The organism is Chryseobacterium gambrini, assembly GCF_900156825.1.
GTDB classification, from domain to species: Bacteria; Bacteroidota; Bacteroidia; order Flavobacteriales; family Weeksellaceae; genus Chryseobacterium; species Chryseobacterium gambrini.
Map to the genome: position 1 here is coordinate 91,187 of NZ_FTOV01000010.1, position 15,382 is coordinate 106,568.

General features: G+C 32.8%; 14 protein-coding genes. All 14 read left to right on the forward strand.

Annotated elements, in window-relative coordinates:
* The first annotated feature begins 13 nt into the window (after positions 1–13).
* The 14 genes from BW951_RS16370 (at position 14) to BW951_RS16435 (ending at position 15,351) form a co-directional block, all read left to right on the forward strand.
* Complete coding sequence (locus BW951_RS16370) at positions 14–544, forward strand: hypothetical protein (RefSeq protein ID WP_139326188.1); 531 nt, start codon at positions 14–16, stop codon at positions 542–544.
* Between the two features lie 350 nt (positions 545–894).
* A complete protein-coding gene (locus BW951_RS16375) occupies positions 895–1,449 on the forward strand; it encodes a hypothetical protein (RefSeq protein WP_076394847.1) in 555 nt (184 codons plus the stop codon).
* Between the two features lie 107 nt (positions 1,450–1,556).
* Positions 1,557–2,615: a leucine-rich repeat domain-containing protein gene (locus BW951_RS16380; protein ID WP_076394849.1), complete on the forward strand. Its 1,059-nt coding sequence runs from the start codon at positions 1,557–1,559 to the stop codon at positions 2,613–2,615.
* A gap of 122 nt (positions 2,616–2,737) precedes the next feature.
* Complete coding sequence (locus BW951_RS16385; RefSeq protein WP_076394851.1) at positions 2,738–3,790, forward strand: leucine-rich repeat domain-containing protein; 1,053 nt, start codon at positions 2,738–2,740, stop codon at positions 3,788–3,790.
* Positions 3,791–4,157: 367 nt separating this feature from the next.
* A complete protein-coding gene (locus tag BW951_RS16390) occupies positions 4,158–6,023 on the forward strand; it encodes a hypothetical protein (protein WP_076394853.1) in 1,866 nt (621 codons plus the stop codon).
* A gap of 116 nt (positions 6,024–6,139) precedes the next feature.
* Entirely contained in the window at positions 6,140–7,027 is an 888-nt protein-coding gene (locus BW951_RS16395) for a hypothetical protein (protein WP_076394855.1), read from the forward strand.
* Between the two features lie 10 nt (positions 7,028–7,037).
* Entirely contained in the window at positions 7,038–7,634 is a 597-nt protein-coding gene (locus tag BW951_RS16400; RefSeq protein WP_076394857.1) for a hypothetical protein, read from the forward strand.
* 395 nt (positions 7,635–8,029) lie between these two features.
* The gene (locus tag BW951_RS16405) at positions 8,030–10,285 is read left to right on the forward strand and encodes a hypothetical protein (RefSeq protein WP_139326189.1); all 2,256 of its coding nucleotides are present in this window, start codon (positions 8,030–8,032) and stop codon (positions 10,283–10,285) included.
* Between the two features lie 53 nt (positions 10,286–10,338).
* The gene (locus tag BW951_RS16410; RefSeq protein ID WP_076394861.1) at positions 10,339–11,646 is read left to right on the forward strand and encodes an ATP-binding protein; all 1,308 of its coding nucleotides are present in this window, start codon (positions 10,339–10,341) and stop codon (positions 11,644–11,646) included.
* Between the two features lie 26 nt (positions 11,647–11,672).
* Positions 11,673–12,242: a hypothetical protein gene (locus tag BW951_RS16415; RefSeq protein WP_076394863.1), complete on the forward strand. Its 570-nt coding sequence runs from the start codon at positions 11,673–11,675 to the stop codon at positions 12,240–12,242.
* Complete coding sequence (locus BW951_RS16420; protein WP_076394865.1) at positions 12,239–12,679, forward strand: lysozyme; 441 nt, start codon at positions 12,239–12,241, stop codon at positions 12,677–12,679. The genes BW951_RS16415 and BW951_RS16420 overlap by 4 nt, the downstream gene beginning before the upstream one ends.
* A gap of 403 nt (positions 12,680–13,082) precedes the next feature.
* Positions 13,083–13,472 carry an RNA polymerase sigma factor gene (locus tag BW951_RS16425; protein WP_076394867.1) on the forward strand — a complete coding sequence of 130 codons (390 nt, stop codon included), beginning with the start codon at positions 13,083–13,085 and terminating at the stop codon, positions 13,470–13,472.
* A 310-nt stretch (positions 13,473–13,782) separates the two neighbouring features.
* Positions 13,783–14,400 (forward strand): DUF4142 domain-containing protein, encoded by a 618-nt coding sequence (locus BW951_RS16430; protein WP_076394869.1) that lies wholly within the window; start codon positions 13,783–13,785, stop codon positions 14,398–14,400.
* Positions 14,401–14,745: 345 nt separating this feature from the next.
* Complete coding sequence (locus BW951_RS16435) at positions 14,746–15,351, forward strand: hypothetical protein (RefSeq protein WP_076394871.1); 606 nt, start codon at positions 14,746–14,748, stop codon at positions 15,349–15,351.
* Positions 15,352–15,382: the final 31 nt, after the last annotated feature.

The window sequence follows — 15,382 nt, forward strand, 5'->3', positions numbered from 1 at the left end:
AAAATAAAAAATTATGGGAAGTTACAATTCAACTTTAATATTGTTTAAAGAAAAACAAGATCCAAAAACATTTCTTTCTGATTTTCATAAGAAGCTTAAAGAAATAAATATTTTAATTGAAAAAAATTATTATCAGCGAGTTATTTTTAATGACAAAAGAAACGAAGAAGAGCATGAACCTATTGAATTAGATAGATCAATGACTGATGAAGATATAATTGATTTGGTATGTTCTTGGGGAGGGTTTGGTTTGTTATCTTACAGACATGATGACATTGAATTTACATTAAGTATAAATTATGTTTCTTGGGATGATGAATTTATTGAAGGTATAGAAGTCTTTTATAATGCAAGCCACCAAAACTATATCAATAAGAATGAAATAAAAAATGACATTATTATAAAATTAGCTAATTGTATTGATTATAAATTAGTGGTGGGAAGTATAGGAGATAGTGAAGATGATTTTAGGACGGACTTAGATTTAGAATATAATCTGAAATATATAAAAAATAAAAAATTTGATATTGATTTAAGAGATTAAATTGATGAAAAATATAAATATGTTATTGATTAAATAAAACCTTACAAAAAAAGGAAACTTCCAATAGAAGGTTCCCTTTCTATTAAAGGACTGTTTTTAAGCTCTCAAACTGAAAAATTTCAAAATAACCATGACAGATTTTATAAAGAATTTAGAAGAATAAGTTGATACCCAAATTGTTCCTTCAAATGAGCAAATCTGAAAAAATAATTATGAGATGGATAAAAAGTTAATTGAAATAAATCAGGTAACTGAGGAATAGCAGATAGAACAGGCGAAGATTATACAAAATTTAAAAATGCGCCATTGGTTTCATCAACTGAAGATTTTAATAAACTAATTTAATAATTATGGGAAATTTTACAACCGACACTGTTATTGTAATAGAAAAGACACCTACAAAAGATATTGTAAATATAGTAGATGAAATTATGCTAGAAAATAATTTCACTGTTGCTTATGGTTATAGCCGTTTTTATTTTGAAGATACTAACCCAGATAGTAACCTTGATGATTCAAAAACAGTAGAGGCAGAAACTATGGAAGATGCCTTAAAAACTTTAGAGGAATTTAAGAAAAACCCTACCGGAGGTAGTTATGAATACAATATGTTTTGGGGTTATAATGAATACGGACAAGAACTTGGTTATAATATATCGGTACATTTTCGATCGTTTGATAACAAAAATATAGAAGCTGTAATTTTTTATGTTAGAGAAAATATTTTTGAAATAGCACACGAAAAAGAACTTAAAAGAGTATTTGCAGAAATAAACAGGAGAACTAAAGTAATAGCAGCCACACAAAAAACAGACTATTATACTGATGACTATGATGAATTTGATATAATAGAAGAGATTATGTCTGGAAATATTCATACTAAATACGAGTATAAGTTTCTTTAAATAATTTCTGAGAAAAAGCTTTTAAAACTAAACTTTAATTAAAAGTTTAGTTTTTTTATTAAAGAGTTTATCTTTAACCTCTCAAACTGAGAAATTTCAAAATAACCATGACAGATTTCATAAAAAAACTAGAAAAAGAGTTTGATATTCAAATTATTCATTCTAAGAAACATATTTGGGAAAATTATTTTGATACAGATGATGATGGAAATATTACAACACTTTATTTAGATGAGGTTGATTTAAATAAACTTGAAGTACTTCTACCCATAGCAGACAGTTTGATTAATCTTGCTGTTGTTAAATGCAATATCAAAACTATAGGAGCTTTAAAATCGTTTAGCCGTTTAGAATCATTAAGCTTAAGACTTAATAGTTTGCACGGATCCACATTAAGTCATTTAAGCCATCTGAAAAAACTTAAACGATTGGATTTATGTGGAACAAACATTCAGGATACATCGCCACTTGGCAGCGTTACTCATTTGCAGGAATTGTATATTGGTAGTAGTAGCCGCCTTTACGAAGTGAATGGTTTAGAAGGTTTAAAATCTTTACAGCATTTAGATACATCTTACAGTAGAATTGATAGCATTGAAAAAGTTAGAATAAATGAAAATATCCCTTCACTGAATATAAAAGGGACTAAAATAAAAAAGATAATGCATTTGGAAAGGTTTTCTAATTTGCAAAGCCTTAATATGGAAAGTACTTTAGTCGAAAAAATTGAAGGATTGGATACATTAAAAAATCTAAAAGAGTTCTTTATATCTACATACAGGATAAAGCGTATTGAGGGTTTGGAAAATTTAACTGGATTGGAAGTTTTAGATTTAAATTTTAATAAAATATCAAAAATAGAAGGATTGGATAATCTAATCAATTTGAAACGATTGAACCTTAATGAAAATCAAATAAAAAGAGTTGAAAATTTGGATAATCTTGTAAATCTTGAGCTTTTATTGCTAGAGCCTAATAATACTGTCACATATTTTGATACTTCTTTTTTTTATAATTTAGTTTCAGAATGTCATATTTACATACGCGATATTAAAGATATTGACGTGATTCAAGACGCAGCACCTAAAAATGTTAAAATTAATGTTGATAATAATTATCCTTATCCTGTATCTCTGTACAGAAAACCCAAAGGTATTTTTAAATAATTTTGTCTATAATACCATTTGAAAGATCACTCCCTTAAAACTTTTAAAGGAAAATTTCAATTAGAAATTTTCCTTTTTTATTTTATCTTTAAACTTTTAAGCAGAGAAATTTCAAAATAACCATGACAGATTTTATAAAAAAATTAGAAAAAGAGTTTAATACTCAAGTGATCTATTCCAAAGAACATATCAGGGAAAATTATTATGATGTAGATGAAGATGGGAATATTAAAACATTATATTTGAATGAGGTTGATTTAAAGGATATCGGTATATTATTACCAATAGCAGACAGTCTTGTTAAATTAGCCCTTCCATATTGTAATGTGGAAATGTTACGTCCATTAAATGCTTTTTCACGGTTAGAAACATTAGATTTAACCGGCAATGAATTACCGGAAAAATCATTTAGGTATTTAAGAGATTTAAAAAGTCTGAAAAATCTGGATTTGGCAGCAACTGAACTTAAAGATACTTCTTTGTTGGGCGATTTAATGAATTTGGAAATATTATATATTGGTGGAGGCAATCGCTATCTTGAAGTAAATGGTTTGGAACATTTAAAGTTCTTACAACGGTTAGATGTCAGCCTGACTAGAATTGATCATATAAAAAAGATAAATGTTAATGAAAATATACGCTCTTTAAATATTGGAGAAACTAAAATTGAAAAAATAACCGATTTGGAGCGTTTTCCCTATTTGGAAGAATTGAGAGTAAATGGAACCTTAGTAGAAAAAATTGAGGGTTTGGATACCTTACACAATCTCAAACAACTTTTTATTTCGGCTACTCATGTAGAAGAAATTGAAGGCTTAGACAGTTTAACAAATTTAGAAGTATTAGACCTAAGTTATAATGAAATTTCAAAAATCAAAGGATTGGTTAATCTGAAAAACTTAAGAGAACTAAATTTAAATGAAAATAAGATCACCAAAGTTGAGAATTTAGATCATCTTATTAATCTGGAGTATTTAATTTTTGAGGCGAATGAAATTAAAGAGTTTGATACGTCTTTTTTATCTAATTTAGTGTCCGAATGTTTTATTTCTCTATGTTTTACAGGAGATTATATCAAAGAGATTAAAGATGTTCCAAAGAATGTAACAATTAAGTTTGAAGATGATCATTTTGTACCGAGAACATTATATAGGTCAAAGGATTTGTTTCGATAATAAAAAGAAACTGTCTCAAAAATGAGGCAGTTTCTTTTTTTACACCCGAGTTTTTCATTTCTATTTTTCTTCTTTTTAATTTTTGATAGCTCGATAAAAGTTTTCATGTTCGTTTTCCTTTCGGATACTTTTTCATCTATTAATATGAGCGTCTTATTTTTTCTTTTGAAAAAACAGTAAAATTTCCCACAGTCAAATAAAAGCTTCTTAAGCTATACAAAATTTACGACTTACTGCAACTACAGAATGCAGGAGGCTAAAAACTTTAATAAGAAGAAAAAAATAAGGAATTTTGAACCCTCAAGTACAGATACTATTGGATCCAAATCAGCTGTGCTAAAAACTTAGAAAAGTTAAAAAATTAAGTATGGAAAAAAATGAATCAACTACAAAAGAAATTCTAAAATTCTATTTTGAGACAGGAAAGAAACCTACCGAAGCTCAGTTCTCAGAATTTTTAGATTCTTACTGGCATAAAAAGGAAAGTATTCCTAAAGAAAAAATCGAAGGATTAGAAAATCTGTCATTAGACTTTGATCTTCTGTGGTCACCTACCAACAAAAAATTGTCATTAACAGATGCTCAGGGAAATGTATTGTCGGAAATTTCTTTGCAGTCTCTGGACAATGAGGGGACAGATTTAAGGTATAATACTGCTACAGCGTCATTGGAACTTTATAATGCGGACAATGAGCTCTTAGACAGTATTCCTGTCGCCGATTTTGTAAATAATGTAGGTACGCAGCTGGCTTTAAATTCCAACATTTTACAGTTAAAAGACAGCAAAGGAAATGTGCTTTCTAATGTGATGTTTGCGGTTTCCAACATCTCAGGCTTACAGACGGTATTGGATACAAAAGCAGAAAAAAACGTAGCTATTAATACTGTTTCTCCGTTACAGGGAGGAGGCAATTTATCGTCAGACAGAACATTAAGCATATCTCAGTCTAATACGAATACTTCAGGTTATCTGAGTAATACAGACTGGAATACATTTAATAATAAATTTGATAGACCTTCCATGGGAGCGAATTATCTCGGAAGATGGAACGGCTCAACATTTATTAACAGCCTATTACAGGATAACGGAACCAGTTCGGGACTTGGAAGCAATAACTACAATAATATTATCTGGTCTGTTGATTCTTCTTCTAAAGCAGCGCTTATCGCTCCAAGAATGACTCAGGCTCAAAGGCTTGCTATTTCTTTAGGAACCATTCAGGCGGGAGCTATTGTTTATCAGACTGATGCCGTTGCCGGATATTATCTCTGGAACGGAAGTTCATGGGGAACTTTGGGAAGTAATATTGCTACCGCAGATCTTACCAATACTCAGGCAAGAACTTTCACTCAGAATGCGGATTTTACATGGAATACTTTAGGAAATGCTTATTTTTTGAAAGGACTGAAGGATGTAGGCATTGATTACAAAGACCATCCCAAAGTTTTAAGAATAGACTCAAATACAAAACAGGTTGTAGAAGGTGATGCTCTGGTTGTAACCATACCGGATACTTTACCTAACCCTGTTACACCAACATCACAAACTTTAAATATAGTTCACACTTACACAAACAGTCCTACCGCATTAGATACCAATGTAAAGGATTTAAATGAATTTATTATGAATATAGGGAATTTACAATTTACACATTTAACGGTAGAAGATTGGAATTTAATTAATGCTAATCCAAACACTGCTGCTGTAATGACAGCTTCTAATGGTATATACTTAAAAAGCGATGCAGTAACATCATTTGGAGCTGGAGAAATAATGGCTTGTGCATATCCTAATTTGGTATTATCCGCTAATAAAAACTGGGTTTTTAAAATTGGATTATCTTTCGGATATAGTTCTTCATATAATAATAATCAAGGTATTGTTGGTATTACACAGAGTTCTGCAGATAAGAATATAGGTATTTTAAACGGTTTTTTAGCAAGTCTTTCAACGGGAACGTGGGATTATTACAATAGTATAAATTTTATAGAGCAGACTTATGATACTACTCCAGTTAATCAAAAAATAAATGCGACGGATTCTCTTCTAATATTTACAAAAGTAGGTAATATTCTTAATATTACAGTAAGAGCAGGTAATGCGGTAAAAACTTTTAATAGTGATGTTACAGGAGTCAATAGCTTTAAACCTTTGGTTGCTTTAAAGCGCTTTGGAGATGGCAATACCGTTGGAGCAAAGACAGACTTTGGATCTTATTATTTAGAGCCTTAAATAGTTTTTTCTGCTGTAAATAATAAATCACAGCAGCTACAGAATACTGAAAGTAAAATACTTTCACAAAACTAAAAAACATCATATTAGAAATCCAGACAAAAAATATAAAAAATATGGAAGAACATAAAATAACATCACGGGAGGTGTTGAAAACCTATTTTGAAAAAGGAGACAATCCCACCCAGGATCAATTTGCGGAATTAATAGATTCTTTAAAACATAAAGAGGACCTTACTACTGGTAAAGAAGCGGTAATGTTTGCAAACAGCTTAGCTTCTATGGATAACGGATTTATCAATTATTATATAAACTTAGATAATGGCGGAAAAGAAGTGAAATTTCCACTGGTTATAAGCCAGGATGGGACTGAAGATCAGATCATAGAAATTGGAAATACCTACGGCAGTGAAAAAAGACAGTACTTTTTAGACAATGGACCTTACACTGTTAAAGCAAAAAAGTTTCCAAAAGAAGGATTAAATAATTACGAATATTATCGATTATACTATCAGATAGAATCTAATTACGGCATTTACAGATATTTTGGAAATAACCTGCCGACAATTCCCGAAGGATTTGAATTCGGAACACTTATAGATAAAAGACTTGTTTTTCAGATATATAAAGAAAATTTGGGTCAGCAATTAAATATTGTAAACACGAATATAAAGTTTGTAAACTATACTGATTTGCCTATTCAATACAGATTGGATTCTGGTAATTGGGGACATAGATTTATTGATAAAGATATTGTTACCGATCATTACAATCTTTGGGACTATTTATATTTTTATTACAGGGCAGATCTCACTAAAGAAACTCAAAATATAGAATGCCGGATTTATAATGATGATTCCGGACAGTTTTTAACAACAGGTTATTTGTATGCAGGACAAAATAACTTAAACAATTGGGGTGGAGGCTCAGTATATGGAATCAGAAATATAAGAATCGAATGTAGTTATCAAGACAATCAAAATAATCAAATTAATTTCAAATAACCGTATCCTAATGAAACTAAAAATATTTGAACAAAATCAGCATCTTAAGGATCTTACGCCTTTTGAGCTAATGGCAAAAGATATCACCATTCTTAATGGAATCGTTAAAGGGGAACCCACTTATGAAAAAGGAAGAAAAACCAGTACCGGTTACTATTTAGACAAAGAACAGACGAATCTGGCAATTGAGAAAACCTTTTCTGATGAACTGGATGAAAATGGATTTTTAAAAGGATTAAATATTCTGATTAAATGGTTTGATATCTACGGAAACCCGGTGCTTGTCAAACGAGTCTATGTTCCTCTCTCTGTCTCGGAAAGTGCGGAAATCATTATTAAAAGACGTAAACGAATGATTGATTATCTGAAGGAATCCGGATTAAGATTAGGAGTAAAAGAATATATCGATTCTCTTTTTAATTATTATTCAAATTATCAGCAATCGGGAATTACAAGAAATCTTTTGAATAGCTTTATTGAGAATGGATCGGATGAATTACAACAAGCTGTTACCAATGAAAATAATCAGGAAATAACAGGTATTCTTAACCATATTTTACCAAACGGAACTACCGTTAAAGATTCATTACTCGATCAGATCTCATAAAAAATTCTTACATTAATTATTTTCAGAAATCAAGGTAACACTTTATATACTTATGGGAAAAGTTTTAGCTTTAAACCATCAACCAGCTCTGAAAAGAATTATCGAGAAAATCAGAAAAATAAAATAGCCTAAACATCAGCGGCAAATTTTAACCTATTCAATCCTTACCATTTTATCACTAAAAACTCTTCATTACTCTAATGGAGATGAATGGGTTTGTTCCCAAAATCATTGAGATACAATAGATCTGTAAGGATTGGAGAATACCTTCTTTTCTATTCAGCCGAGTTTTTTAACTAATCATCATGAAGGATAAATCGGCGAAACTTTTTAAAAGTTTTACCGATTTATTCAAATTACTTACATCGAAACACAAAATAAAAATAATAACTTCCATGTTTATACCAACACCATTAGATACCATATTAACTTATTTCCAGACAGGAGATATTCCTACCCAGGAGGAATTTAAGGCATCTTGGTCTTCATTTTGGCATAAAAATGATTCTGTACCGACAAGCAAAATTGAAGGTCTCGATCATCAGTTACAAAATAAAGCCGATAAAAGTGCTTTTGAAACACACCTCTCAAATCCGGATTCCCATATCAGTTATTTAGCTGCAAAAGATGCTGCAAATTTAGACAGCAATAATCTTCAGGCTTGGAAAACAGCATTAGGGGTTGGAGAACAGCCTGAAAATACAGCAACTATTGATGACGCAAATAATACGGGAAATGTTTATACAAAACAGCAAAGCGATACAAAATATATGCTTTTGAGTGATTTTGTAGATAAAGATCAAAAAATTCTGGCAGAAAAAATCGAAGCTTTAGGTTTAACCTCGCTGATCGAAGCTGTTGAAACTGATATTTCTTTATTTGCAGATCATTCTGCATCTTACGAATTTCAGGAGAACGATTTTATTGCAATTCCGGATTCAGCCGGAAACTTTTCACTTTACCTTTTTAAAGGCGGTGTAAAAAACAATAAATATAATTATCTGCCTACAGGAATCTCGAATGTCACCATCGGAATGGTAGAAGGACTTCAGGGTGAACTAAATAAAAAAATAGACAAACCTCTTACGGATGGGAAATTTTACATTAAGAGAGCATCAGGAGTTACAACAACAGAAACCTTAGCAGATGAAACACTTGCTTCTGTTGTGAGCAGAGATGCATACTCCCCGAAACCTATTACTTTTCTGGATGGTTCCGAACGTACTTATGCCAATATTGGAGTGAATCCAGCAACTTATTCCTTTTTCTGGGGCAATATTAATCCTAATCATACTGGATTTTACAATCATACATTTGGCTACAATTGTCTATCAAAAGTAACCACAGGAAATAACAATATTGCTTTTGGTGCCGCAGCGGGGCAAGAGCTTACAACCGGCTCGTTTAATACTTTTGTGGGAGTTGTTGCCGGTCAGAATGCAGTGTCGGGAAACTATAATGTAATGATAGGAGAAGAAACCGGATTTAAAGTAACTTCAGGATTTAAGAATACTTTAGTAGGAACGGCATCTGGATATAATGTGACTACCGGAAACCTTAATACACTTATCGGCTACAAAGCATCTAATACCACTACTTTAGGAGATCGTAATATTATTATTGGGGCATCATCAGGACAGGGAGTTACAGGACAGAATAATATTCTGATCGGAGTTGGGGCAGGTCATAATGACGGAGCTTTATCTAATAAGCTTATTATCCACTCCAATAATACCATGACAGGATACAACAACACTTCAGAAGGTGTGTTTGGAAGCTTTCAGCAGGGAACCCTCGGTATGGCTTTAATTACAGGAGATTTTCTCCAGAGATGGGTGAAGTTCAATGGTACGTTTTCTATTAATCCGTCCTATATTCCTGCAGGAGATGCATCTTATAAGAAAATATTCGTTGGGAACTCTTCCGGGCAGTTTGGATGGATCGATAAGGTAGATTCTATTCCCCTATCGGGAACTTTACCGGGAAAACCTGTAACAGGAGAAATTGAATTTTCAACAGATGGAGGAGGGGCTATTAAAAGTGGAGTTGCCAATATTTCTGTTTCAGACGGATTCACTACCATTTTTTCAGGCGATCTGATGGGCGACAGGACTCAGATATTATCAAGTCCAATGCAGATTTCATTATCTCAGGGATCAGATAAATATATCAATCTTACCCAATGGCTGGACAGAATAGATGTGGGGGCTCCAAGTGAAGGTCCCGGTATTGTCGGTCAGAACTATTATGGAGATCATTATACAGAAAATTCTTTTGTACAGAAAAAGTGGGTAGAAGAAAAAGTAAAAAATATTACGGGAAATGGTTATAAAATCTACAGGGCATTATTAAACAATAATAGGGGAACTTTTGATCCAAACTTCATAGTACTTGAAAACACAATAGGAAACATAGAGTGGGATCGTGTAGACTCGGGTAAATTTATAGGAAAAATGTCCGGAGCCTTTACGGAAAATAAAGTCTGGATTAATGCCAGGATAAATGCGCTATATACAAAAAATCATGTGGATTGTTATTCTTTCAGAGGATCAGAAGACCATGTAAGCCTCAATATATTTGATGTAACCGATAAATCTCCTGTTGATTTTGAAGAACAGTACGGATTTATTGAGATCTATGTTTACGATTAAGCAAACAGAAAATCTAAAATTTAAATTATGAACAAAAAAAGAATTAAAAACTGATGGAGTCAACACAACTACAACATTTATTCACCCATTTAGAAAGCGTTATTACTTGGCGTCTCAATCATCCGGAAGATGATTTCACTACTGCTCCCGAATTTAATCCATACGATTACAAAAACTTTCATTTGGGAAATTATATTCTGGAAAAAAAGCTCACGCATGAGGAAATTATTATCCTTTTAATGGCTTTGCTGCCAAGACTGGAACCTTCCTTGCTGAAAAAGATTTATCTGGAATTTCCTGCCGGTTCATTATTCGATTTTTGTTCGGTTAATGAAAATGGCAGACTTTTTAATCCCACGATTCAGTCATTACAGTATATTTTAGGTGGAGAAAATATTCAGCAGAGACTGAAGGTATTAGATAATTTTAGTCAGAATTCAACACTTGTAAGAGAAGAACTTATTGTTTTTTCAGGACAGGAAAGCACGTCCATAAACAGCCAGCTAAACATTCATCAGGATGCTTTTGAGGCTTTAATGTTCGGAGCAGAACTGCTTCCTAAAATGAGTAACGATTTCCCGGCAGAGCAGCTTCATACAAGCAGAACATGGGAAGATTTAATCCTTCCTCAAGATACTTTGGATGAGCTTCAGGGGATTGAAGCTTGGTACAGCAGCAGCAGGATTCTTATGGAAGACTGGGGAATGCAGAAAAAGCTTAAACCAGGTTTCAGGGTACTGTTTTACGGAGATCCCGGAACCGGAAAAACACTTGCAGCAAGTCTTCTGGGAAAATACACCGGACGTCCCGTTTTCAGAGTGGATGTTTCCATGCTGGTTTCAAAATATATCGGGGAAACAGAGAAACATCTGGCTAAATTATTCGATAAGGCGGAAAACAAAAACTGGATCCTGTTTTTTGATGAGGCAGATGCTATTTTCGGGAAAAGAACCAGTGTTCGTGATGCGCATGACAAATATGCCAATCAGGAAGTTTCTTATCTGTTACAGAGAATAGAAACTTTTTCGGGACTTATCATTCTGGCATCCAACTTCAAAAACAATATGGATAAAGCCTTTACGAGACGTTTCCATAGCTGTATAAAATTCAATAATCCCGGATATGAAGAACGTCTGCGCATCTGGCAGCACAATCTGCCGCAGCAATTAGATCTTGGAGATATTAATCTGGAGCAGATTTCCAGAAGATATGAACTTACAGGATCCAATATCATGAACATCATTCAGGATGTTTGCTTAAAAGTAATTTCATCGGAAGAGCCCGGTTACAGAGCAAATTCAGAAATGCTGCTGGAAAGTATCAGGAAAGAATATTTAAAAGAGGATAAAATATTCTCTTAAAAATTTGAACTTTAAATACCAAAATCATGAATGCAAAAACTTTACTGTTGATTGCTTTAATCAGCATTGCTTTTGGGTGTAGAACTAAAAATAAAGTGATCACTAATTACGAAGAAAAAAAACAGGAATCGGAAAAAGTAAAAATAGATTCTCTGAATTCACAAAGTCAGCAGTCAGCACAGAATAGTTCTTCAGAAACGCTTTCAAACGACCGAAAGAACGAACAGTCCGGAGAAATATTAATCAAAGGTAAATCTGATCCGTCCAGTCCTTTTGTTTACCATAATATTGTCGGCAAAGACACCATTCAGAGTATTTCGATCGTGGGAAACGCAGAATATTTAATCGATAATCATTATGTGAAATCCGACAGTAAAAAATTGGAGGTAATGAAGAAAGAATCTGTACAGCTTATTCAGAATACAGATCAGAAAACTTTCTCCAAAGAAGTAAACAAAGAGTCTGAACTTAAAACTTCTGAAGAAACAAAAAAGATTAAAGTGAATGGACTTCAGGCGGGAGCGTGGATTGTGATCGCAATTGCTACAGGAATTTTAATACTGGCATTTTTCACTTACAAATATTTTAAAAAATGAAAACATCACCAAAAGGAATACAGCTCATTTTATCATTCGAAGGTTTCAGTGCAAAACCTTATCTGGATTCTGCCGGAATTCCGACAATCGGTTACGGAAACACCTATTATCCGGGAGGTAAAAAAGTGACGATGAAAGATTTGCCGATCACAAAGGAAAAAGGAGCCGAACTGTTTGCATCAGTCTTGCCGACCTATGAGAAAATTGTTCTCGGAAAAATAAAAATTCAGCTTACACAAAACCAGTTCGATGCGCTTGTTTCGCACACCTACAATACAGGAGGTTCCGATACATTGTTTTCGTTAATTAATAAAAAATCAGACGCGGAATCCATCAGAAACTGGTTTACCACAAAATATACTACAGCGGGCGGAAAAGTTCTTGCAGGTTTAGTGAGAAGAAGAAACGCTGAGGCAGATTTGTTTTTTGCAAAGTAAGGTTTAGACAATAATGATAAAGATTTTTAGTCTTAATCTTAAATAGTCAGGCTGTCTTTTCAGGCAGCCTTTTCTTTTTTAACTTTTATCAATAAATAATATAAATATTTTAGCAAAATCGATAAAATTTAATCAATGATTTATCATATTTGTATTATGTTTTCAAGTAATATTTTTAAAAAATTTCAAATTTTAATCTCATTAATTTCCCAAACATATAATTTCTAGCATAGCATTTGTATAGTACAATTTATCTGATCATTTAGAAAGGAATTGTAAAATTTTATTTATAGAGTTGAAGAAATTTGTCAGTTGAGGTGATGTTCTGTTCCTATTATTTTTAAGTTTCTGATGACGGATGATGTGAAGAATATTTTTATTCAATACAATAGATCAACCACCAATGACAAAATTGAATACCAAAATCTGCTCAGATGTTGCCTTGTGTACTTTGATAAGGAAAAACAGGCAAAAGGGATTTGAAAAGCTCTATAGAACTTACGGATGCATTCTGTATGGTCTCGCTCTACAATCTGTTTCTTCAAAAGACCTTGCAGAAGAAATCGTACAGCAGACTTTCGTTAATGTTTTAAAAAAAATAGATCATTTTTCAGATCAAAAATATTCTTTTCAGGTTTGGATGATCCAGAATCTTATCATAACCATCAAAGAGTTTCTTTCCGAAAAACACATCGATTATAACTTTACCCTAAAGAATTTTCCGGAATTTAAGTTTGAACTGAAACAGCAGATTCCAACGTATCCTTCGCAGACTGAAATCAACAGTTTCTGATCGTTTATTATTTAACCACATTTATAAAAGCCTTTTTGCTGACTTATCATTGTGGTATCTGTTTTTTAATATCTTGAAATACTTTAAAATTTTGGCAGACAAATTGTTACAGCTTAAAAGTCAGAGATGATTGTCCGTAATTTATCGTAACTGAAAAACCTTGAGTTCTTTTGATAAGTGAAACGCCTTTGTGAACTTAAAAACATTTAGTAGTAACAAAAACTCTGCGGAATTTGCTTGGTAAGAGCAGTATAATTAATAACGGATAATTAAATCAAATACAAATTAAACCACTAAACATATTAATATTATGAAAAATTCAATTTTAGGTATTCTTGCCATCGCTGCAATGGTAGCCTGTAAAAAAAATGAAACTACGAATGTTAACAGTTCTGCAGACAGCACAGCAATGACGGCTCCTGCAGATTCCGGAATGATGAGCAACGATTCTGCTACTGCTGCAGCACCATCCGATGCAACTACAAAAACATCTCTGAGCGATCAGGATAAAATGTTTGCCGATGCCGCAGCAAAAGGAGGAATGATGGAAGTAATGGTAGGAAAGCTTGCTGCAATGAATGCTGAAAGCACTGTTGTAAAATCATTGGGAGAAATGATGGTAAAAGACCACAGTAAAGCCAATGACGAGCTAAAAAAATGGGCAATGACGGTAGAATATACTTTACCGACAGCCATGGATGCAGACCAACAGAAAATGTATGACGATCTGAAAGCCAAAAAAGGAAAAGATTTCGATAAAGCTTACACCGATCTTATGGTAAGCGATCATAAAGAAGACATTGCGGTGTTTAAAAAAGAAGCTTCAGCCGGCTCGGAAGCATCACTGAAATCTTTTGCAAGCAATACGCTTCCTACTTTAGAACATCATTTAATGGAAGCTGAAAAAGCAAAATCAGCCGTTAAGTAAATAATTTCTGATACAAAAATTCATAAAGACTATTCTCAGAATCCCTATTGATTAATCTCTGAGAATAGTTTTTTATTTTAAGCTTATAAACTCATTGTAGTTGTCTGCAATTTTTCATTATTAAAAAATCTTTGTGTTCTTTGCTGAATCAAAAGCAGTTGCGAAATTAAAAAACAGTTTGTAGTCAAGAACTCTTTTAAACTTTTCGTTAAAATTAAGCATCATGATTAATAACGGATAAACAAAATTTTTATCAATGAACAGTACTTGCAGTATGATCCTACTCATAATCATAGGCAGGATTCAATGGTAAATTTGTAACAAACCACCAAACAATAAATAGAGATGAAGCCGAAACAGATTCTGGGAGTTCCGATACAGAAAAAAGGCGGATTCCACGACACAGAAAGTACAAAACAGTTTGGAATTGTAGAAATAGATTCAAAATTTGCAATTCTGAAAGAACGGTTTTTTGCCATCAACAGATGGAAAGAATACTGTGGTAATGCTTCCACAGATTTTAAACATTTTGATGCTTCCGGAGATTTTGTAGACCGCTTTCCCAAAAAAGGAGATTTTATTAGAATTGATATTCCAGGTCCCGGAATGCTTCAGGCTGAAGGGTATGACTGGGTTGAAATACTACACCTCACGCATACAGATACAGAACGAAGCGAATCTTATATGATGATGTGCAGACCGTCTAAAGAGCCCAACAAGCCGAAAGGTTATATTGAACATTTTTATACCGCTTCGGCAACATCCAATATGGTGATTTCCAAAGAAGGAAATTTCTTAAAATCAGGAATATACGGAAGAAATGAAAGTCCGAATTTTAAAGTGCCGTTCTGGGATAAAATAAGAAATTTTTTAATAGCCTTTGGCGGAATTTTCGGCTTTGGAAAAATGCAGTGGAAGATTCTTGCTGATGGATTACTGGATTTCGAATAACATTATTTATACCCTTGTTTTTTCAAACCAT

What these genes read in the sequence shown, in the direction of transcription:
- BW951_RS16370 (WP_139326188.1), top strand. Translation starts at nt 14, where the DNA reads ATGGGAAGTTACAATTCAACTTTAATATTGTTTAAAGAAAAACAAGAT.
- BW951_RS16375 (WP_076394847.1), top strand. Translation starts at nt 895, where the DNA reads ATGGGAAATTTTACAACCGACACTGTTATTGTAATAGAAAAGACACCT.
- BW951_RS16380 (WP_076394849.1), top strand. Translation starts at nt 1,557, where the DNA reads ATGACAGATTTCATAAAAAAACTAGAAAAAGAGTTTGATATTCAAATT.
- BW951_RS16385 (WP_076394851.1), top strand. Translation starts at nt 2,738, where the DNA reads ATGACAGATTTTATAAAAAAATTAGAAAAAGAGTTTAATACTCAAGTG.
- BW951_RS16390 (WP_076394853.1), top strand. Translation starts at nt 4,158, where the DNA reads ATGGAAAAAAATGAATCAACTACAAAAGAAATTCTAAAATTCTATTTT.
- BW951_RS16395 (WP_076394855.1), top strand. Translation starts at nt 6,140, where the DNA reads ATGGAAGAACATAAAATAACATCACGGGAGGTGTTGAAAACCTATTTT.
- BW951_RS16400 (WP_076394857.1), top strand. Translation starts at nt 7,038, where the DNA reads ATGAAACTAAAAATATTTGAACAAAATCAGCATCTTAAGGATCTTACG.
- BW951_RS16405 (WP_139326189.1), top strand. Translation starts at nt 8,030, where the DNA reads ATGTTTATACCAACACCATTAGATACCATATTAACTTATTTCCAGACA.
- BW951_RS16410 (WP_076394861.1), top strand. Translation starts at nt 10,339, where the DNA reads ATGGAGTCAACACAACTACAACATTTATTCACCCATTTAGAAAGCGTT.
- BW951_RS16415 (WP_076394863.1), top strand. Translation starts at nt 11,673, where the DNA reads ATGAATGCAAAAACTTTACTGTTGATTGCTTTAATCAGCATTGCTTTT.
- BW951_RS16420 (WP_076394865.1), top strand. Translation starts at nt 12,239, where the DNA reads ATGAAAACATCACCAAAAGGAATACAGCTCATTTTATCATTCGAAGGT.
- BW951_RS16425 (WP_076394867.1), top strand. Translation starts at nt 13,083, where the DNA reads ATGACAAAATTGAATACCAAAATCTGCTCAGATGTTGCCTTGTGTACT.
- BW951_RS16430 (WP_076394869.1), top strand. Translation starts at nt 13,783, where the DNA reads ATGAAAAATTCAATTTTAGGTATTCTTGCCATCGCTGCAATGGTAGCC.
- BW951_RS16435 (WP_076394871.1), top strand. Translation starts at nt 14,746, where the DNA reads ATGAAGCCGAAACAGATTCTGGGAGTTCCGATACAGAAAAAAGGCGGA.